Here is a 25309-nt window from a genome sequence, read left to right on the forward strand (position 1 = left end):
TTACAAAGTTGCAGTTTTCTCTCCTTTGATTTACTATTTAGAATGCTTTTCCATCATTATGCTTATATTCCAATAGTTCAAATTTGGTGTATCCCAAGTCACCTGCATTAAGTTGAGTTCCAAGTTTATACACACTAGGCGTGTATTTAAAAGTCATGGAATCAATTTTAATTCCAGGTTCTTTGCTAGTGCATCGCACATTTTTAATCCAGTCCTGAGGTGAATGTTCATGAACCGGCCAATAAAAGATGATTCTTATCAAATAAGTATACAAAACATTGAATATTACTCACACCATATCCGTTTAGGAATTGAGATTCTTCTTGTTATAAGGGGAGAAATTGAGGTTACGGTCAATCAACATTCCTTCCAATTAGCCGAAAATGATCTTCTGCTTATTAATGCCAATGATATACGCTCTATTAAGGGGAATAAGGAGAATGTGGTCTTATCGTTACAAATCCCCTTGGATCTAATCGAGCCGCATTATCCGAATATTCATGAGTGCTATTTTAACTGCAATTCATCCAAAGAGGGTAACGGGCTGTATCTGCTTTTTGATCAAATTCGCCAACTAATGGCGAAAATTTTGATTGCCTATTATCAAAAGCAGGATGGAAGTGAGATCGAGATTAACGGACTGATTTTTCAGTTAGTTACACTGTTGATTCGAAATTTTAAAACAACACACCTCGGGAGTCATCAATTCACCGAAATGAAGGATGAAAGAATTAGAGAGCTCCTGGCTTTTATCGAAAGAAACTATCGCAAACCGATATCATTGGAGGAAATCGCCAAGCAGCAATATTTGTCTCTTTATTATTTATCGCGTTATTTCAAGCAGGAAGTTGGGGTTAGTTTCTCCCAATATGTCAAAAATGTCCGTTTGAAATCAGCGGTTCATGAGCTCCTGTATACCGACCATAACATTCTTCAGATCTCGCTGAATAATGGTTTTCCCAATGTGAAGGCGTTTAATAAGGCTTTTAAAGAAATGTACCAGCAAACGCCTACTGAATATCGCAGCCTTCATAAAGTGGAACCGATGGATGTCGAGGAAATGAAACATGAAACGGAACAATATACTTTACTGCAATCGCCTAATTTTTTAATGGAAATCAGCAAATATATTTCAGGAAATGAGAAGAGCACTACGCTGATGGAACCGGCTGCTTCAGCCATATATGTGGGCCTGCCGCAGGAGCCCATTTTTATCAAAGAAAAAGCGTTAAAGGTACTGGTGATTGGGCAGCTGGAATATGCTTTGCATGAAGAGGTGCAGGCAGACTTAAAGTTAATTCAAGAGGAACTTGGATTTGACTATATCTATTTTACGAACCTTTTTTCGGACAGCTTTGCGATGACAACGCCCCTCTATCAAATCGGGGGGCAATTTTATCAGATGGATGCCTTGTTCACCCGCTTTCAGCAATTAGGGTTGGTTCCTTTCATTCGCGTAGAAGTTGAAAAGGAAGTGGAAAGCAGCTCTGAATATCTTAAAAAGCTTGATGAATTCTTACAGCACAGTCTTAGTTATTTTGGCAGTGCCTTTGTAGGCAAATGGCGGTTTGAATTGGTTTTCTCGGAATGGGGTGAAACAGCAAAGAGCTTTTATCAAGATTTTTATCAAACTGTTAAAAAGTGGGCTTCTGCCTCAAAAGTGGGTCTTCATGTGCCGTTTTCTTTAGGAAATGCTATACCCGGTCCTGCTGATGACTTTTTAAACCAAATTTCCGATCGTTGCGAGCTGGTCTGCTTCACCTGCAATCCGAATGAAGAAGTGGATTTTACCGATATGGATAATCTTACTTTTGAAGGAGTAAAAAATTATGTAAAGAAAGCTTGCAGCAGATTAAAGGAATGCTTATCGTCTGCGGGTTTGGAGGAGATTCCGATTTTTCTTACGGATTGGAATACGCTATATGGAAATACGATGGATTTAAGCGGCACCTTTTTCCGTTCAGCCCTTATTTTTAAAGAAATGCTGGATGCGATGAAGGAACTTTCCGGTTTGGGGTTTTGGATTGATACCCACTCGCTGGAAAGAAATAATCTGGATCAAGACCATATTGCCATGAATGGAATTGCCCTTCTTTATTATTATCAAATTAAACGCCCTGCTTATTTTAATTTCCAACTGATGGAAAAAATGGTCCTAAGGATTTTAGCTGAAGGTGAGGATTTTGTCATGGCAATGGGGGAAAGCGGCTATCAATTGGCCGTTTATAACCCCTCCTATATCAATCCTTCTTATTCGGTCGAGAGCTTCTTTTTGCAATCCATCACAAAGGAAAAGAAAGTCGTGATTTCGGGTCTGCCGCCTGGACGTTACCAAATTCGCAAGCACATTCTTGATCAAAATAACGGCGAATTTTATATTAACTGGATAAATTTGCAGCATCAGGATATTTACGACCAGGAGGTCATTTCTTTTATCAAGCAGGGAACCCGCCCTGATCTGCAAATTTATGAGGAAAAAGTGGAAGCAGAGCTTTATTTACAATCCACCCTGACCTTTAACGCTTTTCATCTCTTTGAAATTAAGCCATTAAGTTAAAACTTAATGGTCTTTTTTTGTGGTTGAATGTGACGAAAATGTGAAGGAGGGCAAATATGGGTGATACATACAACAAAGATGGGAATGTAAATCGACAAAAAACGATATAAACTAGGTACATGAAAACGTTTTCAATTTAACTCTTCTTAATCGAGAATAGAAAGAAATTTTCACTGAAAAGTTAATCGATGGAGGTTTATACGATGTCAAGAAAAGTTTTAGAAGAGATATTAACTCCCCAGCTGCAAGAGCTGCATGAGAAAGGGCTATATAACGTCATTGATACAGTAGAGGGACCTAATGGCCCAATCGTGACAATCAATGGCAAAGAAGTCATCAATATGTCGTCCAACAATTACCTTGGATTAGCAAACAATGAAAGATTAATCCAAAAGGCGAACGAAGCCACAAAACAGTATGGTGTGGGTGCTGGTGCCGTTCGGACAATCAACGGAACGATGACCATTCATAATGAATTGGAAAAAAGGATTGCCGAATTTAAGCATACGGAAGCGGCGATTGCGTTCCAGTCAGGATTTAATTGCAATATGGGCGCAATCTCGGCAGTCATGACGAAGAAGGACGCGATTATTTCCGATGAATTGAATCACGCCTCGATTATTGATGGCTGCCGTTTGTCCGGAGCAAAAATCCTTCGGGTCAAGCATCAGGACATGGATGATTTAAGGCGGGTTGCAAAAGAAGCAGTCGAAAGCGGCGCTTATGAAAAAATTATGTATATTACCGATGGTGTTTTTTCAATGGATGGGGATGTGGGAAAGCTTCCGGAAATCGTGGAAATCGCCGAAGAATATGGCTTGCTTACATATGTTGATGACGCACATGGATCAGGCGTTATGGGCAATGGGGCCGGCACGGTTAAACATTTTGGACTTTCCGATCAAATTGATTTTCAAATTGGAACGCTTTCCAAGGCCATTGGTGTCGTGGGCGGCTATGTGGCCGGTACCCAGCAATTGATTGATTGGTTAAAAGTGCGCGCCCGTCCATTTTTATTTTCAACATCGCTTACACCAGGAGCTGCTGCTGCCTGCATTGAAGCTATTAACATCATGACGGAATCAACGGAGAGAGTCGATCAGCTATGGGAAAATGGCCGCTATTTAAAAGAAGGCTTGAAAAACTTAGGGTTTGATATTGGCCACTCAGAAACACCGATTACGCCATGTATTATCGGAGAAGAAACATTAACGCAGCAATTTTCCCGCCGTCTAATGGAAGAGGGAGTTTACGCCAAAGCCATCACCTTCCCGACAGTGCCGAAGGGAACAGGCAGGGTGCGCAATATGCCGACTGCAGCCCATACAAAAGAAATGCTGGACCAAGTGCTTGCTGTATATGGAAAAGTTGGAAAAGAGCTGGGCGTCATCTAAGTTTAGAAGATAAACAGGGGAGGGCCCCGTTTCCGGAATAGGACCCTCCCTGTTACAACTTGATACCATGTGTTCATTATATAAGGGAAATACTCAGGAGGTTGTTTACGGTGAAAAAAATTCTTGTGACTGGAAGCTTAGGTCAAATCGGTTCAGAGTTAACGTTGAGACTTAGGGAACTTTACGGAGAGAAAAATGTCCTTGCCACTGATATCCGCCATGTTGATGGGAACCCAGTGGTGGAAAATGGTTTATTTGATACATTGGATGTGCTGGATGGAGAGAAAATGCAGAAGTTGGTCAATGACTATCACATTGATACGATTATCCATTTGGCAGCGCTGCTATCGGCCACAGCCGAGAAAAAACCGCTGCTAGCCTGGAATTTAAATATGGGCGGATTGGTAAATGCACTCGAGGTGGCGCGGAATTCCAATGCACAGTTCTTTACACCAAGCTCGATTGGCGCTTTTGGTCTATCTACGCCAAAAGACAATACGCCCCAGGATACAATCCAACGGCCAAACACGATGTACGGTGTCACCAAAGTCAGCGCCGAATTGCTATGTGACTATTATTTTGCAAAATTTGGCGTCGATACCCGAGGCGTCCGCTTCCCTGGATTGATTTCCTACAATACACTACCGGGCGGAGGAACGACAGACTATGCGGTTGATATCTACTATGAAGCATTAAAGAACAAAAAATATACGTCCTATATTGCGCAAGGCACTTACATGGATATGATGTATATTCCAGATGCGATTGATTCGATTATCAAACTAATGGAAGCGGATTCATCGAGATTAAAACATCGAAATGCCTTTAATATTACAGCGATGAGCTTTGAACCTGAAGAAATTGCTGCTTCCATCAGGAAATTTATACCGGAATTTACGATGGATTATCAAGTGGATCCAGTCCGGCAGCAGATTGCCGACTCTTGGCCAAACTCCATTGATGCGACCGCTGCCAAAGAGGAATGGGAATTTAATCCGCGGTACGATTTAGACCGTATGACAAAATCAATGCTCGAAAACTTAGCCAAAAAATTGGACATTCCAATTGGGGAACCTATATTGGTTTAAAGGAAAGAATAACATCAAGAAGAAAGGGTTTAAAAAATACAAGGGGAAAGAGGGAAGTTTATGTCAAAAAACCAGGAATTAAAGCGTGGGCTTAAGTCGCGTCATATTCAAATGATTGCTTTGGGTGGTACGATCGGGGTTGGTTTATTTATGGGTTCGACCAGTACAATTAAATGGACGGGTCCATCGGTTATGATTGCCTATGCAGTTGCCGGCCTCTTCTTATTTTTCATCATGCGCTCGATGGGGGAAATGCTTTATTTGGAACCAACCACCGGTTCATTTGCTGACCTCGGCAATAAATATATCCATCCTTTGGCTGGCTATTTGACAGCTTGGAGCTATTGGTTCCAATGGATCACTGTCGGCATGTCGGAAATCATTGCGGTTGGTGCGTATATGCATTATTGGTTCCCACATCTGCCAACATGGGTCCCTGGGGTGGTCGCGATGGTGATTCTGGGCGTTGCCAACATGATTTCGGTTAAAAACTTTGGTGAATTTGAATTCTGGTTCTCATTAATTAAAGTGTTAACGATTGTCTTCATGATTATTGCTGGTATTGGCATTATTCTCTTTGGGTTCGGAAATGGCGGCCATGCAATTGGATTTTCAAACATCTGGAAAAATGGCGGCTTTTTCACTGGGGGATTTAAAGGTTTCTTCTTTGCTCTTTCCATCGTTATCGGTGCTTATCAAGGGGTGGAACTAATAGGGATGACGGCTGGAGAGGCAGAAAATCCGCAAAAAACAATTACACATGCTGTGAAAACCACCGTTTGGCGTATTTTAATTTTCTATATTGGTGCTATCTTTGTAATTGTAACCGTTTATCCTTGGAACCAGCTCAATCAAGTTGGCAGCCCATTCGTATCGGTTTTTGCTAAAATTGGAATAACGGCTGCAGCTGGTATTATCAACTTTGTCGTCATTACGGCAGCAATGAGCGGCTGTAACAGCGGCATCTTCAGCGCCACACGAATGCTTTACGCATTGGCGAAAAATGGACAGGCACCAAAGATTTTTGCCAAATTATCGGAAAATAAAGTTCCTGTTTATTCAACCATAACGGTTTTAATAGGTTTGGCTATTGGTGTTGTGTTAAGCTATGTTGCACCGCCATCCATCTTTGTGTATGTTTACAGTGCGAGTGTACTTCCAGGAATGATTCCATGGTTTGTACTGCTCATCAGTGAAATCAAATTTAGAAAAGTAAACGCTGGTGCAATGGAAAAACATCCATTTAAAATGCCTCTTACACCGTACAGCAACTACGCTACCATTGTATTTTTACTGGTCGTCCTTGTCGGTATGGCGATCAATCCAAGCACGCGCATCCCGTTAATCGCGGGAATTGGATTCCTTGCCATTATGACAGCCATTTTCTATCTGTTAAAAATGGAAAAACGCGTACCGTTAGACGAGGCCGAAAACGAAAAAGGCACAAAAACGAAAGCAGTATAATATAAAGAAAACAAAGGATGAAACAGGGGGGACGGTTCTAATGCTTCATGCATGGGGACCGTCTTTTTTGAGGGAGTGATACTATGTCTTTCACGAGTTTAAGAGAAGTAATTGAACTAGCTAAGCAGCAAAATATAACGATTGCGGAATTAATGATCCAAACTGAAATACAGCAAAAGAGCATTCCACGGGAAGCGATTATCGAAAAAATGGCCGAGCAATTTAAGGTAATGGAAGAGGCTGTCCTTAGGGGGACGAAAAGTGCTGTCATGTCCCGTACCGGCTTGACCGGCGGCGATGGGTACCGACTTCACCAATATGCCGAAAATGGAAAATCCTTTATCAATCCCGTGACATTAAATGCCGCAGCCAATGCACTGGCCGTATCAGAGGTCAATGCGACAATGGGGCGGATTGTGGCGACACCGACTGCAGGCTCAGCGGGAATCTTGCCGGCAGTACTTGTACACGCTCTGGACAGCGGAAAATTCCAACGGGAGCGGATTGTACTGTCCATGTTCACTGCCTCTGCTCTTGGCTTGGTGATTGCCAATAAAGCTTCCATATCAGGGGCAGCCGGCGGATGCCAGGCGGAAATAGGCTCAGCAACCGCGATGGCCGCCGGCACTTTAGTTGAGCTTGCCGGCGGCACTCCAGAGCAGGTAGGAAATGCCATCGGAATAGCTTTAAAAAATTCACTGGGACTAGTTTGTGATCCGGTCGCCGGGCTGGTGGAAATTCCATGTATCCTTCGGAACGGATTACACGCGATTACCGCCCAGGCTGCGGCAGATATGGCGTTAGCAGGGGTGGTCAGCATCATTCCGCCGGATGAGGTAATCCATGTGATGCATGAAGTCGGGCAGCAAATGCCTGAATCGCTAAGGGAAACCGGGATTGGCGGTCTGGCAGGCACCCCGACAGGTCAAAAATTGAAGGAGCAGATTTTCAGCGAAAAGACAAGTGGCTGCGGACCGGCCAAATATCAAAGCGCCTATGAGATTATCGGCCCCGTCATGGTCGGGCCATCAAGTTCACATACAGCAGGTGCTGTCCGCATTGGCAACATAGCCTGTCAGCTGTTAAACGAAAAACCATTATTTGCAAAGTTCTCCCTGATGGGTTCCTTTGCTGAAACTTATCAAGGCCATGGCACAGATTTAGCATTATTAGCAGGGGCTCTTGGGTTAACAACAATGGATGAAGGCATTCCACGTGCGAAATCCATTGCCGAAGAAAATGGCTTACAATACGAGTTTACGAAACGGGTGCTTGGAAGTTACCACCCGAATACGGTGCTAGTAGAATTATCAGGTGCAACGCGAACTGTAAAGGTATTGGCAAGTTCCTTAGGCGGTGGCAAAGTGGAAGTTCAAGAATTGGATGATTACCCATTAAAATTTTCCGGAGACCGACCAACACTTGTAATCCGCCATACCGATCGAAAGGGGGTTATTGCCGAGCTATCGGGATCTCTTTATCAAAAAGGGTTAAATATTGCCCGTATGGCGAATGAACGTTCAAAAATCAATGGTTCGGCGATAACGATTTGTGAAATCGACAATCAGATCAAGGGAAATCTCTTAACCATATTGAAAAAAGAAATTCCCATCATTGATGAAATTTTATTAATTCAAACTAAATAGTGATCAGGGGAGGATTTCAGGTAAAATGGGAGAGAAATGCTAACATTTTGCTAACACAATGAAGTTGAAAACGTAATTTTACGTTAAAGATGTCACACCTTTTCACCTTATGGGCGGCATAATGTAATCCTTTCGCGAAAAACTGTTTAAGGGTTGGAGACTAAGTCTCCAACCCTTTTTTATGGAATAATCACAGGTCTAGCCTTTTTTCGAAGTTAGGAATACTTTCTGGAGCTTTCTGATTTTAGTTTGGGTGCGGGAGCTATTGGCTTGTTTTTGTATTCTATCAGTTTTGAACATGGTCAGTCCCATTGGAGTTTTATGGCTGTAGAATACCTTGTATATTCCGGAATTTTGGCATCTGCATTGGCTTTTGTTATATGGTCTCATATTCTTTCTAAGATGGAAGCCAGCAAAGTAGAAAGGAGGTCCCCTTCCTATCCTTGCTTAATTATTTAAGAGCATGTTATCTAAATATTCCTTACTTGCTTCAACATTTCTAGAAACCTTCATTTCTCTGATTTCGTCTTTTTTCAACTTTTCTAAAGATTTTCCCATGATATATTGTTCTTTCACTTGAGGTATTACCACAACGCCATCGGCCCCACAATAATGTCCCCTGGATTGACCGCAGTAACTCTACACTTGCTACCTGCCTGGAGCAAACTCGGTTCATTGATAAACAGGATTCGGTTGAAGTCAAGGTTATCTATGGAACGGTCGGAAGGCCTGAATACCAGCATGAATATAACAGATTTAAAGAGCAATTAATAAAAAACTTTATGTAAGCAGTTACGGCAGCTGCTTACTTTTTTTATTTACAAAAAAAATTATTAAACTTTCATAATCTATGAAAACGGTTTACATGGGAATATGATAACAAAGAAAGCGCTATTCATTTTAATTTAACATCTAGAAAGAGTAGCTGCAAATGTAGCAGAAAAAATCTTAAAAGCAGCTAAAAAAACTAGATAGCAAGATTATAAAAATGATTTTAGGAGGATTAAAAATGCAAATTCCAATTAAGAAAACGCTTGATAAAATTCCAGGAGGTTTGATGGTTGTTCCACTGTTTTTAGGGGTATTAACGAATACATTTTTCCCGCAATTTTTAAAAATTGGAAGTTTTACAACGGCATTATTCAGTAAAGAAGCATCATCAACTATTTTGGCATGTTTTATGTTTTTAATTGGTTCACAAATTAATTTCAAATTAGCACCAAAGGCAATAAAAAAAGGTGCCATATTATTAACAGGCAAATTTATAGTAGGTGCTGGTATAGGTATTACTGTAGCAATGCTTTTTGGGCCTGCCGGAATACTAGGATTATCACCATTAGCAATCCTTGCAGCGTTATTAAATGCTAATGGTGGATTATATGCATCTCTTGCTTCATCTTATGGTGACGAAACTGATGTAGGGGCATATGCTTTATTTTCTTTAAAAGATGGTCCATTTTTTACATTAGTTGCATTAGGTGCATCCGGCCTTGCCTCAATTCCTTTTCAAACACTTGTAGGAGTATTAATTCCAATAGTAATCGGAATGATTTTAGGAAATATTGATCCTGATATGAGAAAGTTCCTTGGAAGCAGTAAACTATTATTAATCCCATTCTTCTCATTCCCATTAGGTGCAGGAATGAATCTTTCAACTATTATAGAAGCGGGAGGTCCTGGCATATTACTAGGGTTAATAGCTGCATTCACAGGAATTGGAGCTTACGTACTTTTGAAGTTATTTAAAGAAAATCCTATAGTTGGTTTAGCAACAGGGTCAACTGCAGGAAATGCTGTAGCTACACCAGCTGTTGTTGCAGCAGCAGATCCAACTTTAGCTTCAATAGCACAAGGAGCTACTGCACAAGTTGCAGCAGCATGTGTAATATCTGCAATAGTCTGTCCGATTATTGTAAACTATGTATTTAAAATGTCCAAAAAGAAAAAAGCTAAAAAATCAATTGCAAGTGCAGCATGATAAAAAGAAAAGTAAATCTATAAACACGGAAAAGTGAAAGATAGACCAAAGCAGTCAGCATTTTTACTTTCTACTTTGTTTAGTTACAAAAAAGGGTTATTAAATTAAAAAAACTACTGAATAACGGAAATGTTATTAACATGAAAAGGTAAGAATCTATTTTCCGGTATTATCCGAATAGCAATTTATAAGATAGAAAGAAGGAAACACCATGAATGTACCTGAGAATGTTATTATTACAACATTAAAGGGAAAAGAAGTTCTCTCAAATCCTTTTTTAAATAAAGGAACGGCCTTTACTAAAGAGGAAAGGGAAGACCTGGGACTCGACGGCCTGTTACCGCCCCAGGTGCTCACCCTTGATGAACAAGCAAATAGAGTCTATGAGCAATATTCGATGCGAACTACCGATTTGTTCAAAAACGGGCTGCTTTATGATTTATATAACCGTAATGTCGTTTTGTTTTACCGGCTATTAAAAGAACACTTAGCAGAAATGCTCCCAATCATTTATACTCCTACTGTCGGTGATGCTATCCAGTCATACTCCCATAGCTACCGCCGCCCGGGTGGCTTATATCTTTCAATTGATGATCCTGAGGGCATTGAAAAGGCATTTTATAATCTTGGGAAGCCTAAAAATGGCATTGATTTAATCGTAGTTACCGACTCTGAAAGCATTTTGGGTATTGGGGACCAAGGAGTAGGCGGTATTAATATCGCGATTGGTAAACTTGCCGTATACACAGCGGCAGCTGGTATTGATCCAAGCCGTGTTCTGCCAGTCGTGCTGGATGTTGGTACGAACAATCAGGATTTGGTTGCTGATCCTATCTATATTGGCAACAAATTCGCCCGTGTCCGTGGTGAGCGTTATGATCAATTCATTGATTTATTCGTTCAGACTGCAAGAAAGTCCTTTCCAGAGGTTCTTATTCACTGGGAGGACCTTGGCAACGTGAATGCGCGTAAAATTTTGGACAAATACGGTGACAAAATTCTTACCTTCAACGATGATATCCAGGGAACAGGTGCAGTTACCCTTGCTGCTGTTATGTCTGGATTAAAAGTAACAGGATCTACTCTGAAGGACCAGCGTATTGTTGTCTTCGGACCAGGGGCTGCCGGTATCGGTATAGCTGACCAAATCTCAGAGACAATGGTTCTTGAAGGGCTGACTAGAGAAGAAGCCTATAACCGTTTTTGGGCTATTGACTATCGGGGATTACTAACGGATGAAACACCAGATGTTCTGAACTTCCAGAAGCCTTATGTAAGGAAAACGGGTGAAGTCAGAGACTGGGATAAGAATGAAGACGAGATCATTTCATTAATGGAAGTGGTTCAGAGGGTGAAGCCAACCATCCTGATTGGTACTTCCGGACAAGCCGGCTCCTTCACTGAGGAAATTGTTAAAGAAATGGCCAAGCACGTTGAGCGTCCCATCATCTTGCCTATGTCCAACCCGACTGCACTAACTGAAGCAGTGCCAGAAAACCTGATTAATTGGACAGATGGCAAGGCCCTAATTGCAACAGGCAGCCCGTTTGCCAATGTAGAATACAAAGGTGTCTCCTATGAAATTGGGCAGTCAAATAACGCATTTGTATTCCCAGGCCTAGGTCTTGGAGCCATTGTTGCAAAAGCTGAAGTGATCTCAAAAGGAATGTTCGCAGCAGCTGCTTATGCGGTTGCAAGAATGTCTGACACCAGCACACTTGGAGCATCCCAGCTGCCATCCATTGAAAAACTTCATGAAGTCTCAAAATACGTAGCTATTGAAGTAGTCAATGCGGCCATATACGAAGGAATTGCGAGAGCGGATATCCCAGATGTTGAAACTGCTATTGAAGAAGCCATGTGGAAACCTGAGTATAAGGAAATTAAGAGTATGGGTATTTGGACTTTATTATAAATGAAAATGAATGGGCGGCATTTGGTAACAAACATCATAAAGCCTTTATTATAAGTTTTTACATGCAATTAAAAGAGATAAATGCTCATCCTTTTGCTTTAGTAAGTAAAAGGATGAGCATTTTTTTAGGATATTTTCATTTTTTAAAGGTTAGAGTCTATCAGGATCCACACAATTGCTGTCGGTAGTAGTTTCATTGACTGAAGTATCGCCCTCCTTTTTCACTTTGGCTTCCTCACGCTTTACATTTTCTGTTACCTGTTGGGTTTCCGTAACTTGCTTTTTGCCAATTACCAGTTCTTCAGAAACAACAGGTTTCTTCGTAACTTCAACTTTTTCTTCGACAATTGGAACGCGGATGGTTTCATCATCGCCTATTGGTCCGGTTGTGTCTGATTCATTCTTGTCCACTGCCCGTCTTTCTACATATACCTCTTCATGTTTTACTGGAACATTTACCGTTTTCTCTTCTTCAACGACATCTTTTTTAACCTCTACTTCACCTGTCTGAACGCGGTGTTTATTAACATCTAATTGTTCTTCGCGAAGCTTTAGTGAGCGCTGCTTATCTGTGTCGAAAGTATCTTCAAGACCCATTTGTTCACGAGCCATGGTTCCTGTGGAGACACCGCCTGCAGCACTAACATTCCCTGATCCCTTATCAGCAAGAAGCAGGACCTTTCCGTAATTGATATCGTCTTCGTATCTTAAAGCATCTACTTCACTGATACCCTGGGCGACCAAGTGATCATAATAGGTAGCCTTTCCGTCATTTTGATTCATACTATCCTCAAACGGGGAAAATAGACTTGCTAAGAACCCTTGGTGCTCTTCTGTTTGTGTTTCATTCCTTGTGCTTACCTCTTGAGAAGTTACTCCTGTTTCCTCTTCAATGGAGGAAGGGACATCTGTTGTATTAGCAATAATCGACAAGTCTTTTACAGAATATCCTTCGTTTCGGAATTCCTCAATGGCTCGAACCACTTCATCATTAGAATTGTAAACACCTAAAACTGTTTTACTCATAGTTATAGCCTCCATTTCCCTTTTTGTTTGCTTATAAAGCTTACAAATTATACTTACCCGGCTTAACAACATCGAAAACAAATTTTCTCCTGGTGATCAAGAAGGGATGCCACAATTTTACTGAAACAATGCTTTGCCATAAGAATTGTGAAGATTAATTAGATGGGAGGTTTTGTTATGGCTGAATAGAGGGGCTGATCTGTCTAATTTTGTTTTGTATCGCAGGGCGATATAGCTTGCAAATAAATCTAAAAACCTTCATATTTAATAGAAAAGGAGGCCCGATATGCGACGTGATATACAACCAAATGAACGAGCATTCTCCTCTAAAGAGGTGGCTGAAGAAGTGGGGATTGCAACACCCACTGTTCGAAAGTATGGCCAAATCTTAGAGCGGAATGGATATGAGTTTTTAAAAGATGGTGATCGGCGTATTTTTGTTCAATCTGACATCGGAGCGCTTATAGCGTTACGCGATACGGACAAGCCCTTAGACGATACAGCCAAAGACCTTGCGTATCAACAAAAGGAAAGATTAGAAGAATCCAGTGAAAAAGAGCTTGCGATACCCGATACATATGAAAATTTGCCCCAAGATCCTAATCAATTAAAAGAGATATTAATGTTTTTAGTCAATGAAATCGCTGCTACACGTGAAATGAATGTCCAACTGACAAACGATATGTCTGAGCTTAAAATAACGGTTTCTCGGCTCCAGCAAGATCATCATGTTATAAGTTCTAGTATTGGGAATTCAGCACAAAGGACTCATGCGAAAATTGAAAAATTAACTGAACAACAAAAAGCATATTACGAAACCTTTCTCTATCAAGAACAAGAAAAAAGTGAGTTCTTACAAAAAGAATTACAAAAAATGCGGGATGAACAGAAAAAAGAATGGCTTTCACAAAATGAGTTTAATAAACGTTTAGAAGAAGCGATACAAAAACCTAAAGAAAAATGGGGAGGGCTTTTCTCTATATTCCGAAAATAAGGTGCCCTTTCGACATTAAAGGCGTATAGCGCTGGGCGATACGGATACGGATAAGCCCTTTGATGATACAGCTTAAGACCTTGGTAATCAGGAAAAAGATTAGAATAATTAAATCAAACCTAGCTTGCGATACCCGATATACAATAGATGCGTGTCGCGCTTAAAACAACGTTTCCCGGCTCCAACATTTCCTCGATTGTTCTACACTTAGATTTACCATTTTTCAAATTTCAACAAATTCCCGGGAAATATCTACAAATTCTGAGTAGGTGTCGACAAATATGCCTTGATGAATGGGCGCGCATGAAGCAAGAGGTTCTAAGCCAACATCATTAGAGAACTAGTGAAAGCTATTTCCCACCTATTCTGTAAACTGGTTGTGTGAATAAATTACATTATTATTAAAAACCACTTCTTACATTTTAGAAAGTGGTTTTTTGCTGTTAAAATGGGTTTATTGTCAAACAGCATTAGATTAAAATGGGGACTATTAATACATGCTAGTAGAATTGTTTATTTCTTTATTTATTAGATTTTTATGAAAGGGGTTTATTAATCTGAAAAAGCTAATAGTTGCTTATATCTTTCTACTCGGACTTTTTGCTTTATATCTATTTTACTATCATTTTAATAATTCAAATGGAACCGCTTTAGAACAGGTTCAAGAGGGAATCCGCGGAGATATGAATGAAAAGTATGTAATGGTTACATTCCAGGCAGGACATGACTATTGGAAACGGGCACTTAAAGGGTTTGAGGATGCGGCAGATGCCTTAAATGTTTCAATCGAATACCGAGGGGCTGCCCAGTATGATGTGAATGAACAAATTACCGTATTAGAACAAGTTATTGCCAAAAAGCCGGACGGTATCGCCATTTCGGCCATTGACCCCGAAAAAATTACAACGACGATTAATAAAGCAGTAGATGCTGGAATTCCTGTTGTACTATTTGATTCCGGTGCACCATCGAGTAAGGCTCAAACTTTTATTGGCACCAACAATTATAACGCAGGAGTAATGGGTGCACAGGAAATGGCAGCTCTGTTGAATAACAAAGGAAAAGTAGGCATTGTAACCTTACCCAAACAGTTGAATCATCAAGAAAGATTAAAGGGCTTTCAAGAAACAATAGAGAAGGATTATCCAGGGATTGAAGTCGTAGAAGTGAAAGACGGGAAAGGAAGCGAACCAGTTTCAAGAAGGGCAGCTAACGAACTGTTAGCCCAATATCCAGACTTAAACGGGATTTTTGCCACTGAGGCGATTGGCGGAATTGGAGTTGGAAGTGCTGTAAGTTCCGCAAAAGTAAAAAACAAAGTAAAGATTGTCAGCTTTGACACGGATAAACAAACGCTTGATTTAATTAAAGACGGAACTATCTCGGCGACACTTGCGCAAGGTACATGGAAGATGGGGTATTGGTCACTGCAGTTTTTATTTCATCTAAATCATAAGCTTACTGCTGATTCCAAGCTCGGCAACATAAGTGCACCGCCACTGCCGCCTAATGTAGATACAGGCGTCTCTGTGATTACCAAAGAGAATGTAGGGGATTTTTATGGCCAGTAAGAGATTGACCAACCTGCCTTTCATCCCTAGTGGTATAGAGAAATGGCGGATCAATGACTTTCCTATTCGTTATAAATTAATCGTCCTATTGTTATTGATAAGTATCGTACCATCAATTGGTCTTAGTATTCTGACTGGAATGACTGTTGAGCGGATTATTGAAAAACAGGTGACAGAAAATACCTTGCAATTAATTGGTCAAGTTAATAAAACATTAGAAAGCTATGCCAATAATATGCAAAATATAAGTTATTTGATCTCCTTTAATCCAGATATAAAGAGATTCATAGACGAAACAGAGGATATTCAATCAACTGGAGAAACGGATACCTACGAAATGAGGGAGTTTTTGCGCAGCCTTTCCACCCTATATCCTGAGGTGGCAGGTATCCTCGTCGTGAATAGCAGCGGGAAATACATTAGTAATGAATTATATTCAGATTCCAATAAAAATTTAACCGAGGAAAAATGGTATAAACAGGCCGAAGAAAATAAAGGTATTTTTAAAATCCTCGGACATCCGTCTAATCGTAAGGTGAAAAGTTATTTGCAGTATAAAGATGATGAAGTTATATCAGTCGTAAGAGCGATAATTGACCCTGACACACAGAAAGTCAAAGGGGTTGTCTTAATTGACTTAAAACTAAGGGTCATAGCTGAAGCGACAAAGGATGCCCGTCTTGGAAAAACTGGCTATTTAATGGTATTGGATGAGAAAGGCGAAAACATTTATTCACCGGCAAAACAACTCATTAAAAAGTTTCCACTAGAATGGGTTGCTGACAGTGACGCTGGAACGTTTTTTAGAAAGGTAAATGGAAGTAAATCGCAATTTATCTATCAAAAATCCTCTTTTACCAATTGGACGACGGTAGGTGTATTCCCTTCTAATGAAGCAGTTTCAGAAATCAAGGAAATCAATTTTTATATGATTAGCTTTGTCTTTATCGTCTGTTTAATCGGATTAACAGCGTCCTATTATTTATCTACTTCCATGTCCAGGCCGATTGGTCAGCTAATGTCGTTTATGCATAGGGCTGAAAATGGCGATTTAACCGTTCGATATGAGGGAAATCGTAAGGATGAGTTAGGAATGCTCGGAAGAAGTTTTAATACAATGCTTGTTCAAATCAATAAGCTTATTTCACTAACCGAAAAACAGGAGAGGCAAAAGAGGGAAGCGGAATTACGAAGTCTCCAGGAACATATTAAGCCGCACTTTCTTTACAACACATTGGATACCATTAATTGGATGGCACGCAAACAAGGAGCCGAGGATGTTGCTAACCTTGTAGGATCTTTATCAAGACTATTCCGCATTGGTCTCAGTAAGGGCCATGATATCATTCCTTTGAGCGAAGAAATCGAACATATACACAGTTACCTTCAAATTCAAAAAGCAAGATACAAGGATAAATTAAATTATACGGTTGAAGTTAATGAAAGTATTAAAAAGGTACCTATTCCCAAACTCGTTCTCCAGCCAATTGTTGAAAACGCCATTTACCACGGCATAAAAGAGAGGAGAGGCCCAGGCCATATTCTCATTAAAGCCGAGGAGTACATGGGCGATTTACTTATTCGTATAAAGGATGATGGAAAAGGAATTACAAAAGAAAAATTAACGGCCCTTCGGGAGAATCTTGAAGTTTGCTTTTCAGAGGCTGAGGAGAGGATAGGTCTGGGATATGGAATGAGAAACACTCAGGCCAGAATTCGATTCACCTGCGGCGACCAATATGGTCTATCGATTGATAGTGAAGAAGGAAAAGGAACGACCGTGACCATTTTGCTGCCAATGGAAAGCGGCGGTCAAATAGGAGAAAAGGATAGATAAAGAGGTGAGGTATTATGAAGGAAAGCTGGCGGGTGTTAATTGCTGATGATGAACCAATCATCCGTGAAGGAATTCGAGAGGCAGTGGATTGGCAGGCACTTGGTATGACTGTTGTAGCGGAGGCTGAGGATGGGGAGGAAGCCCTTGAACTTGCATTAAAGCATTCTATCGATATTCTGTTGGTCGACTTGAATATGCCGATTATGAATGGGATAACCGTCATTAAACACGTCCGGGTACATCTGCCCAAATGTAAGATTGTGATTATTACAGGATATGATGAATTTAATTATGCACAGGAGGCATTGCGATTAAATGTTTCCGACTATATATTAAAGCCGGCCAACCCAGAACAGCTGCAAACCGTGCTTGAAAAAGTCCAGAACGAACTGGAAGCGGTTATTAAGCAAGATGAGTTTGTAAAATTGGCCTCTAATCAAATTAATAACAATATTGACCTGCTTCGTGAAAAACTATTTTATGATTTACTTGAAGGAAAATGGAGTGAAGAAGAGGCTCTCGAGCAGCTCCAGTTCCTGGGGTTACCTGTTAAAAGTCCGAAACAAATAGGGGTCATTCAGTCTCCAGAATACTATGCAAATGATCCTGTAATCGCAGGAGAAGATCATCAGTTGATTTCTGTTTCACTTGAAAATCTTATTTTCGAAGAGTTGGGGGCTCGCGAAAAAATTTATATACGGGATTACTCTGGAAGTATACTAATTTTACTTTGGGATTCCATCAATGAAGAAAAGATCATGATGATAGGAAAACGGGCGAAACAGGAGTTAAAGATGACAATCCATTCCTGCTTTGAACCGTTAAAAAAGGGCTTAAGCACGATTCCTGAGGCCTATAAAACATGTAAACAAATAATGGAACAAGATTCTACTATTTCCCCCGTAGTGCGCCGGGCCAGAGACTATATTTTTGAACATTTTTCAGAGCCCGATATTACGCTAGAAAAAGCAGCCGAATCTCTGCAGGTCTCTTCAGTATATTTAAGCAGAACATTTAAGCAGGAGTTAGGAGTATCTTTTGTCAGTTTGATCACCAACCTTCGCATTAAAAAAGCTATTATGCTGTTGAATTCCACGGACCTCTCCATTCTTGAGATTGCAGAGAAGGCCGGTTATGATACACAACATTATTTTAGTACGGCCTTTAAAAAAGTGATGGGGGTTTCCCCGAATCAGTATCGGAGAACCCCAAAATAAATAGATTTAGGAAAAAGGGCATGTCGGTTAAAATCCGGCATGCCTTTTTTTCTGGAAACAAATAGAATGAAAGCGATTTAAATTAAGTTAAATTATTATAAAAATAGTTATTTTTTTAAAAAGACCTAATTTTGATAGGGTGATATATTGAACTTAACTGAAGCGCTTTCTTAGAAAACTTTCCAGTAGTAAAAGAAGGGAGGAAATTACGTGAAAAAGTGGTTATCAGTGATAACTCTATTATTTATGCTAGTATCCTTAACAGCATGCAGCAGCAATCAAGCAAGTGGTAAGGAAAGTGGTTATGTGGGGATTTCAATGCCGACAAAATCTTCCGAAAGGTGGGTAAATGACGGTGAAAACATGGCCAAGCAATTTAAAAAGCTCGGGTATAAGGTAGATTTACAATACGCAGAGGATGTTGTCGAGAACCAGACAGCTCAAATTGAGAACATGATTACTAAGGGTGTGAATGTGTTAGTGATCGCCCCAATAGACGGCCAAGCTGCACTAACAAATGTCTTGGAAAGAGCGCACAAATTAGGCATCAAGATCATAGCTTATGACCGCTTAATCAGAAACAGTAAGTATATTGATTATTATGCGACATTTGACAACTTTGAGGTAGGAGTTCAACAGGGTACCTATATCGAAGAAAAGTTGGGATTGAAGGAAGGAAAGGGTCCGTTCAATATTGAGTTGTTTGCCGGCTCGCCTGACGATAATAATGCCTATTTTTTCTTTGATGGTGCGATGTCTGTCCTAAAGCCATATATGAAATCGGGAAAATTGGTTGTTCGGAGCGGTCAAACAAAATTTAACCAGGGAGCCACTTTACGGTGGGATGGTGCCCTTGCACAGTCAAGAATGGACAATCTCTTGAGCGCCCATTATTCAAGTGAGCGAGTGGATGCGGTTCTTTCCCCTTATGATGGTATTAGTATTGGAATCATTTCCTCTTTAAAAGGTGTAGGCTATGGCAAGGGTGACAAACCATTACCAATCATAACCGGGCAGGATGCAGAACTGGCCTCGATTAAGTCGATTATCCGCGGAGAACAGACTCAAACGGTCTTTAAGGATACAAGGAAATTGGCCGAAAAAGCAGTTGAAATGGCGGATGCCGTTTTAAAAGGAAAAAAGGCAGAAGTAAACGATACGAAAACCTATGATAACGGTGAAAAGGTCGTACCAGCTTATCTTTTGAATCCGCTTTCGGTAGACAAAACAAATTATGAATCTTTATTGATAGACAGTGGCTATTATACAAAAGCCCAGCTTAAATGATTCTTGTAAAATTTTAGCCCATATTTAAAAACAGGCGGGTGATCCTATGACAAACATCCTTTTGGAAATGAAGGGTATTACGAAAGAGTTCCCAGGCGTAAAAGCGCTTGATAATGTTAATTTGAAAATTAAAAAAGGCGAAATACACGCCTTATGCGGTGAGAACGGGGCAGGTAAGTCAACTTTAATGAAGGTATTAAGCGGAGTCTATCCGTTTGGCTCCTATAGCGGTGATATCTTCTATAATGGCAAGGAGTGTCAGTTCAAAAATATTAGGCAAAGTGAAGATTTAGGGATTGTCATCATCCATCAGGAATTAGCCTTAATCCCGTATCTATCGATTGCAGAGAATATTTTTTTAGGAAATGAACAGGAAAAGAACGGCGTCATTAATTGGAATAGCACCTTCATGAAAACCAGGGAACTGCTGCAAACAGTGGGTCTGTATGAATCGCCAAATACACTTATTACGAACATCGGTGTCGGGAAGCAACAGTTAGTCGAAATTGCGAAAGCGCTATCTAAGAAAGTGGAACTATTAATCTTGGATGAGCCGACTGCTTCTTTAAATGAAGATGACAGCGAGAATCTATTAAATTTATTGTTAGAGTTCAAGAAACAAGGAATGACGGCCATTATCATTTCACATAAATTAAATGAAATCTCCAAGGTGGCCGACTCCATTACCATTTTACGTGATGGTAAGACCATCGAAACACTGGATATGAAAAAGGATGAGATTACAGAAGACCGTATTATAAAGGGAATGGTCGGACGAGACTTGACCCATCGCTATCCGGAAAGGAAGCCAAGGATTGGGGACACTATCCTTGAAGTTAGGAACTGGAATGTTTATCATCCCCAGCACCAAGACCGTAAAATCATTGACAATGCCAATCTCCATATCCGGAAAGGCGAAATAGTCGGGATTGCGGGATTAATGGGGGCAGGCAGAACAGAACTGGCTATGAGCATCTTCGGAAAATCCTACGGTAAGAAAATTAGCGGTCAACTTCTAATGAAGGGAAAAGAAGTGACACTTAACGATGTCAGTCAAGCTATTAATCAGGGCCTTGCCTATGTTTCAGAGGACCGCAAAGGTAATGGGCTAATCCTAATGGAGGATATTAAGAAAAATATCACCTTGGCGAGTCTTGATAAATTAGTCAATAAATTTGTGATCGATGAAAATAAAGAGATTATGACCGCCGAAAACTACCGAAAAAAATTAAGGATTAAAACACCGAGTATTTTTCAAAAGGCAGGGAACTTGAGCGGCGGTAATCAGCAAAAGATTGTATTAAGCAAATGGATTATGTCTGAGCCTGATGTGTTGATTCTTGATGAGCCAACACGAGGTATTGATGTAGGGGCGAAATATGAAATTTACTCCATCATCGATGAACTTGCAAGGGAAGGAAAAGGAATTCTGATGATCTCCTCTGAACTTCCAGAAATACTAGGGATGTGTGACCGCGTCTATGTCATGTGCGAGGGGCGGATCACCGGCGAACTTAGCCGTAAAGACGCAAATCAAGAAAGCTTAATGAAATTAATGACACAAAGTAAAGTAAGGGGGTAATGAAAATGCAAACAATCATGCAAAAGGTAGATAAAAATAAGCCATCTTCAAGCGGAAATTCTAATGGCAATATGCTTGGAAACTTCCTAAAGAGTAATGTAAGACAATACAGTATGATCATTTCTCTTATTTTCATCATGGTGCTCTTTCAGGTTTTGACAGATGGGCTATTATTAAAGCCATTAAATATTACAAACTTAATCCTGCAAAACAGCTATATTCTAGTACTGGCAATCGGAATGGTATTAGTTATTATCACAGGCCATATCGATTTGTCAGTGGGATCCATTGCGGCGTTCGTCGGAGCTATTTCAGCCATCTTGATGGTTAATTATGAAATACCAACCTTTGTTGCTGTTGTTCTTTCTTTAGCCATTGGTGCATTAATTGGAGCTTGGCAGGGATTTTGGATTGCCTATGTGAAAGTACCTGCTTTTATTGTGACACTTGCCGGTATGCTTCTTTTTAGAGGATTAACGATGATTGTCCTGGAAGGCAAATCCATCGCACCTTTCCCGGAAAGCTTCCAAAAAATGAGCACCGGATTTATGCCGGATGTGTTTGGCGGTTCGGGACTTCATGTGACAACACTTATGATTGGAATTGTCTTATCGGTGCTTTTTGTTATTGGTGAAATCAGTAACCGTAAAAACCAAATCAAACACAGCTTGGAAGTTCAGCCTCAGGGGATTTTTCTAGCGAAGCTGGCTGCCACTATTGTTGTCCTGAATTTATTCACCTACTCATTAGCATTGTATGAAGGAATTCCTAATATCCTCGTCATTCTTGCTCTATTAATAATTGTCTATCGCTTTTTCACCAACCGGATGAAAGCAGGACGTCATGTGTATGCCATTGGAGGTAACGAAAAAGCAGCCTTGTTATCCGGTGTGAAAACAAAGCGAGTTACTTTCTGGGTATTTGTCAATATGGGCGTATTGTCAGCTCTTTCCGGCTTGCTATTTGCAGCCCGATTAAACGCAGCAACACCTAAAGCAGGTAACCTATTCGAACTGGATGCTATTGCTGCTTGCTTCATCGGCGGAGCCTCAGCTTACGGTGGTATCGGTACAGTACCTGGGGCTATTATCGGCGGCCTTGTTATGGGGATCATGAACAATGGAATGTCACTGCTGGGTCTTGGAATTGACTGGCAGCAAGGGATTAAAGGTCTGGTATTATTAGCAGCAGTAGCCTTTGATATTTATAACAAAAATAAAGCTTCCTAATCTATTGATAAAGATAAGGACGTTATATCTAAAAACAAAAAAGAGGACTATTCCAAAAAGGGGTAGTCCTCTTTTTTTAAAACCGAGCCATATAAAAATTTTCTGAAAAAACAGTAAAAAATACCAAAGATTTGTAATGTGGTAGTGAGATGATTCAAAAATCATTTCTATTGTCACAGTAAGGTGGAATGATTTTTCTCTAACTTTTCTATAGTAGAATCCTACCTCCAAAAAAGTCTAGAAACAAAGACCTACCAAAGCTGACAGGCTGTACCCTAGGCAATTTGAAGAATGGCCACCTAACCGAGAGTTATTGGGAGAATCCAAAACAGTAACATTAAAACCTGGTACAATTATAGATAGATTTGGTTACGAAGGCGGAACATTTGTATCACCTTATGGTGTACCGTATGAAGCGCGTGCTTTAGCTCCAGAAACTTACCTAATATCTTATAGTGTATATGTAGTCACAAGGCCGGTTGAAGTAGAGGAAGGAACAATTGCGCCGTGGTTCGATGATGCAGCTCTTGGTATTCAGTATGAATTTAGCGAATCTGTAAAAAAATTAATAGGGCAAAAAGTGCTCAGAAGAGTCGTCAAATATAAATAAAGATGAATTAATAAAATGCTGATAATATCAAATATACCGGGGATTTATATAGCTTAAATGGAGGACTTCCAAACGAAGCGTTGTGCCTCAATAGTGAAAATGGAAAGTGGGAAGTATACTATAGCGAACGTGGTGTTAAATCACAATTGGAAAAATTTGATTCTGTAGAAGAGGCATGTAAATACTTTTACATAGAAATTTTAGAAATGCTTTAAATAAATAATTTATAAAATAATAAGTCTTCATGAAATATAGAGCAGAGTATAAAGAAAATCCTAAGCGGCATTTTACCGCTAGGATTTTTTGCTATGAAATAATTTATACATGTTGCAGTATAAAGTTATTGTAAAATTCAAAAATAAATTTATATTCTTAATACTCTTATTTAAAAAAGCTAGATAAATAGATGTTTTTCTGAAAAAGACAATTGTATTTTTCAGATAGTAGTATTATAATTGAATAATAATTCAGATAAGTAAATAACAAGCAATTAGTTGAAAGGAGGGAGTCAAAGTGGAAACGAAAGAATTAAAGAGAGGCTTAAAATCACGTCATATTCAGATGATTGCGTTAGGCGGTACAATTGGTGTCGGATTATTTATGGGTTCAGCAAGTACAATTCAATGGACGGGTCCTTCTGTGCTGTTTGCCTATATCATTGCAGGAATTTTTATCTTTTTTATTATGCGGGCAATGGGAGAAATGTTATATTTGGAGCCAAGTACGGGCTCTTTCGCAACATTCGGCTATAAGTATATTCATCCATTAGCAGGGTATTTAACGGCATGGAGCAACTGGTTTCAATGGGTAATTGTCGGGATGTCAGAAATTATTGCCGTTGGGGCATACATGAAGTATTGGTTCCCAGATCTCCCCGCTTGGATTCCCGGTTTGGTTGCATTTGTGATTCTCGGGGCAGCCAACTTAATTTCCGTTAAATCGTTTGGTGAATTTGAGTTTTGGTTTTCGTTAATAAAAGTTGTCACTATTTTAATCATGATAGTTGCCGGATTTGGTCTTATTTTCTTCGGAATTGGCAATGGAGGAATCCCAACCGGGTTGGCAAACCTTTGGGAACATGGCGGCTTCTTTACAGGTGGCTGGTCAGGATTCTTTTTTGCTCTGTCACTGGTTATTGGGGCATATCAAGGTGTCGAATTAATCGGGATTACAGCCGGAGAAGCAGAAGATCCGCAAAAAACGTTAACAAAAGCGACTCAAAGCATTATTTGGCGGATTTTAATTTTTTACATTGGGGCAATCTTTGTGATTGTGACCGTTTATCCTTGGGATCAGCTACATTCAATTGGCAGTCCATTTGTTGCCACATTTGCAAAACTTGGAGTTACAGCAGCAGCCGGAATTATTAACTTTGTTGTCATCACTTCGGCAATGTCCGGGTGTAACAGCGGGATTTATAGTGCAGGACGAATGCTTTACACATTGGGCGTCAATGGACAAGCACCAAAAATCTTTACGAAACTTTCTTCGAATGGGGTACCCCTTTTAAGTACGATTGGTGTGCTGGTTGGTTTGGCAGTGGGCATTATTTTAAGTTATATTGCACCAAAAAATTTATTCGTCTATGTCTATAGTGCTAGTGTACTTCCGGGGATGATTCCGTGGTTTGTTATTCTGATCAGCCAAATTCAATTCAGAAAAGAGAAGGGGGACAAAATGGACAATCATCCATTCAAAATGCCTTTTGCCCCTGTATCAAACTACCTGACAATCGCTTTTCTGGTTCTAATATTAATAGGAATGTGGTTTAATAAAGATACCCGTGTATCGCTTGTTGTAGGGATTGTTTTTCTGGCGCTTGTTTCCATCAGCTATTACGCGTTTGGCATCGGAAAGCGTGCAGAGGGAGCTCAGATCAAACGTGTCTCTTAAGACTTCTTGAAAATATCAATA

Annotated in this window: 18 protein-coding genes; 16 read left to right on the top strand and 2 right to left on the bottom strand. The window is 40.1% G+C overall.

What is annotated here, in order from left to right; all coding sequences use genetic code 11:
* The first annotated feature begins 229 nt into the window (after positions 1-229).
* From COD92_RS02970 to sdaAA, 5 genes are all read left to right on the top strand, one after another.
* Positions 230-2557 carry a helix-turn-helix domain-containing protein gene (locus COD92_RS02970; RefSeq protein WP_176550387.1) on the top strand — a complete coding sequence of 776 codons (2328 nt, stop codon included), beginning with the start codon at positions 230-232 and terminating at the stop codon, positions 2555-2557.
* Between the two features lie 203 nt (positions 2558-2760).
* Complete coding sequence (locus tag COD92_RS02975) at positions 2761-3951, top strand: glycine C-acetyltransferase (RefSeq protein ID WP_098532271.1); 1191 nt, start codon at positions 2761-2763, stop codon at positions 3949-3951.
* Positions 3952-4061: 110 nt separating this feature from the next.
* On the top strand, positions 4062-5039 hold the full coding sequence (locus COD92_RS02980) for an L-threonine 3-dehydrogenase (protein ID WP_098532270.1): 978 nt from the start codon (positions 4062-4064) through the stop codon (positions 5037-5039).
* A gap of 60 nt (positions 5040-5099) precedes the next feature.
* Positions 5100-6503, top strand: a complete 1404-nt coding sequence (locus COD92_RS02985; protein WP_098532269.1) for an amino acid permease — start codon at positions 5100-5102, stop codon at positions 6501-6503.
* An 83-nt stretch (positions 6504-6586) separates the two neighbouring features.
* Positions 6587-8149 (top strand): L-serine ammonia-lyase, iron-sulfur-dependent, subunit alpha, encoded by a 1563-nt coding sequence (sdaAA, locus tag COD92_RS33230; protein ID WP_098532268.1) that lies wholly within the window; start codon positions 6587-6589, stop codon positions 8147-8149.
* 447 nt (positions 8150-8596) lie between these two features.
* On the opposite strand, the gene COD92_RS31755 is transcribed toward sdaAA, so the two are convergent.
* Positions 8597-8740, bottom strand: coding sequence for a hypothetical protein (locus COD92_RS31755; RefSeq protein WP_176550388.1), 144 nt, complete (start codon positions 8738-8740; stop codon positions 8597-8599).
* A gap of 418 nt (positions 8741-9158) precedes the next feature.
* Here COD92_RS31755 and COD92_RS03005 point away from each other — a divergent pair, with 418 nt between their 5' ends.
* The gene (locus tag COD92_RS03005) at positions 9159-10127 is read left to right on the top strand and encodes a 2-keto-3-deoxygluconate permease (protein WP_098532266.1); all 969 of its coding nucleotides are present in this window, start codon (positions 9159-9161) and stop codon (positions 10125-10127) included.
* Positions 10128-10338: 211 nt separating this feature from the next.
* Positions 10339-12042, top strand: coding sequence for an NAD-dependent malic enzyme (locus tag COD92_RS03010; protein ID WP_098532265.1), 1704 nt, complete (start codon positions 10339-10341; stop codon positions 12040-12042).
* A 150-nt stretch (positions 12043-12192) separates the two neighbouring features.
* On the opposite strand, the gene COD92_RS03015 is transcribed toward COD92_RS03010, so the two are convergent.
* Positions 12193-13068: a YsnF/AvaK domain-containing protein gene (locus COD92_RS03015; RefSeq protein ID WP_176541339.1), complete on the bottom strand. Its 876-nt coding sequence runs from the start codon at positions 13066-13068 to the stop codon at positions 12193-12195.
* A 286-nt stretch (positions 13069-13354) separates the two neighbouring features.
* Here COD92_RS03015 and COD92_RS03020 point away from each other — a divergent pair, with 286 nt between their 5' ends.
* From COD92_RS03020 to COD92_RS03065, 9 genes are all read left to right on the top strand, one after another.
* A complete protein-coding gene (locus COD92_RS03020) occupies positions 13355-14062 on the top strand; it encodes a hypothetical protein (RefSeq protein ID WP_098532263.1) in 708 nt (235 codons plus the stop codon).
* A 557-nt stretch (positions 14063-14619) separates the two neighbouring features.
* On the top strand, positions 14620-15633 hold the full coding sequence (locus tag COD92_RS03025; RefSeq protein WP_098532262.1) for a substrate-binding domain-containing protein: 1014 nt from the start codon (positions 14620-14622) through the stop codon (positions 15631-15633).
* Positions 15623-17470, top strand: coding sequence for a cache domain-containing sensor histidine kinase (locus COD92_RS03030; RefSeq protein ID WP_098532261.1), 1848 nt, complete (start codon positions 15623-15625; stop codon positions 17468-17470). The genes COD92_RS03025 and COD92_RS03030 overlap by 11 nt, the downstream gene beginning before the upstream one ends.
* Before the next feature lie 14 nt (positions 17471-17484).
* Positions 17485-18687, top strand: coding sequence for a response regulator transcription factor (locus COD92_RS03035; protein ID WP_098532260.1), 1203 nt, complete (start codon positions 17485-17487; stop codon positions 18685-18687).
* Positions 18688-18897: 210 nt separating this feature from the next.
* Positions 18898-19974 carry a multiple monosaccharide ABC transporter substrate-binding protein gene (gene chvE, locus COD92_RS03040; RefSeq protein ID WP_098532259.1) on the top strand — a complete coding sequence of 359 codons (1077 nt, stop codon included), beginning with the start codon at positions 18898-18900 and terminating at the stop codon, positions 19972-19974.
* A gap of 46 nt (positions 19975-20020) precedes the next feature.
* The gene (gene mmsA, locus COD92_RS03045) at positions 20021-21556 is read left to right on the top strand and encodes a multiple monosaccharide ABC transporter ATP-binding protein (RefSeq protein ID WP_098532258.1); all 1536 of its coding nucleotides are present in this window, start codon (positions 20021-20023) and stop codon (positions 21554-21556) included.
* A gap of 5 nt (positions 21557-21561) precedes the next feature.
* Complete coding sequence (gene mmsB / locus COD92_RS03050) at positions 21562-22785, top strand: multiple monosaccharide ABC transporter permease (RefSeq protein ID WP_098532257.1); 1224 nt, start codon at positions 21562-21564, stop codon at positions 22783-22785.
* Between the two features lie 313 nt (positions 22786-23098).
* Positions 23099-23395 (top strand): TNT domain-containing protein, encoded by a 297-nt coding sequence (locus tag COD92_RS03055; RefSeq protein WP_176550389.1) that lies wholly within the window; start codon positions 23099-23101, stop codon positions 23393-23395.
* 513 nt (positions 23396-23908) lie between these two features.
* Complete coding sequence (locus tag COD92_RS03065; RefSeq protein ID WP_141561070.1) at positions 23909-25288, top strand: amino acid permease; 1380 nt, start codon at positions 23909-23911, stop codon at positions 25286-25288.
* The last annotated feature ends 21 nt before the right edge of the window (positions 25289-25309 follow it).

Source organism: Bacillus sp. AFS037270 (assembly GCF_002585305.1).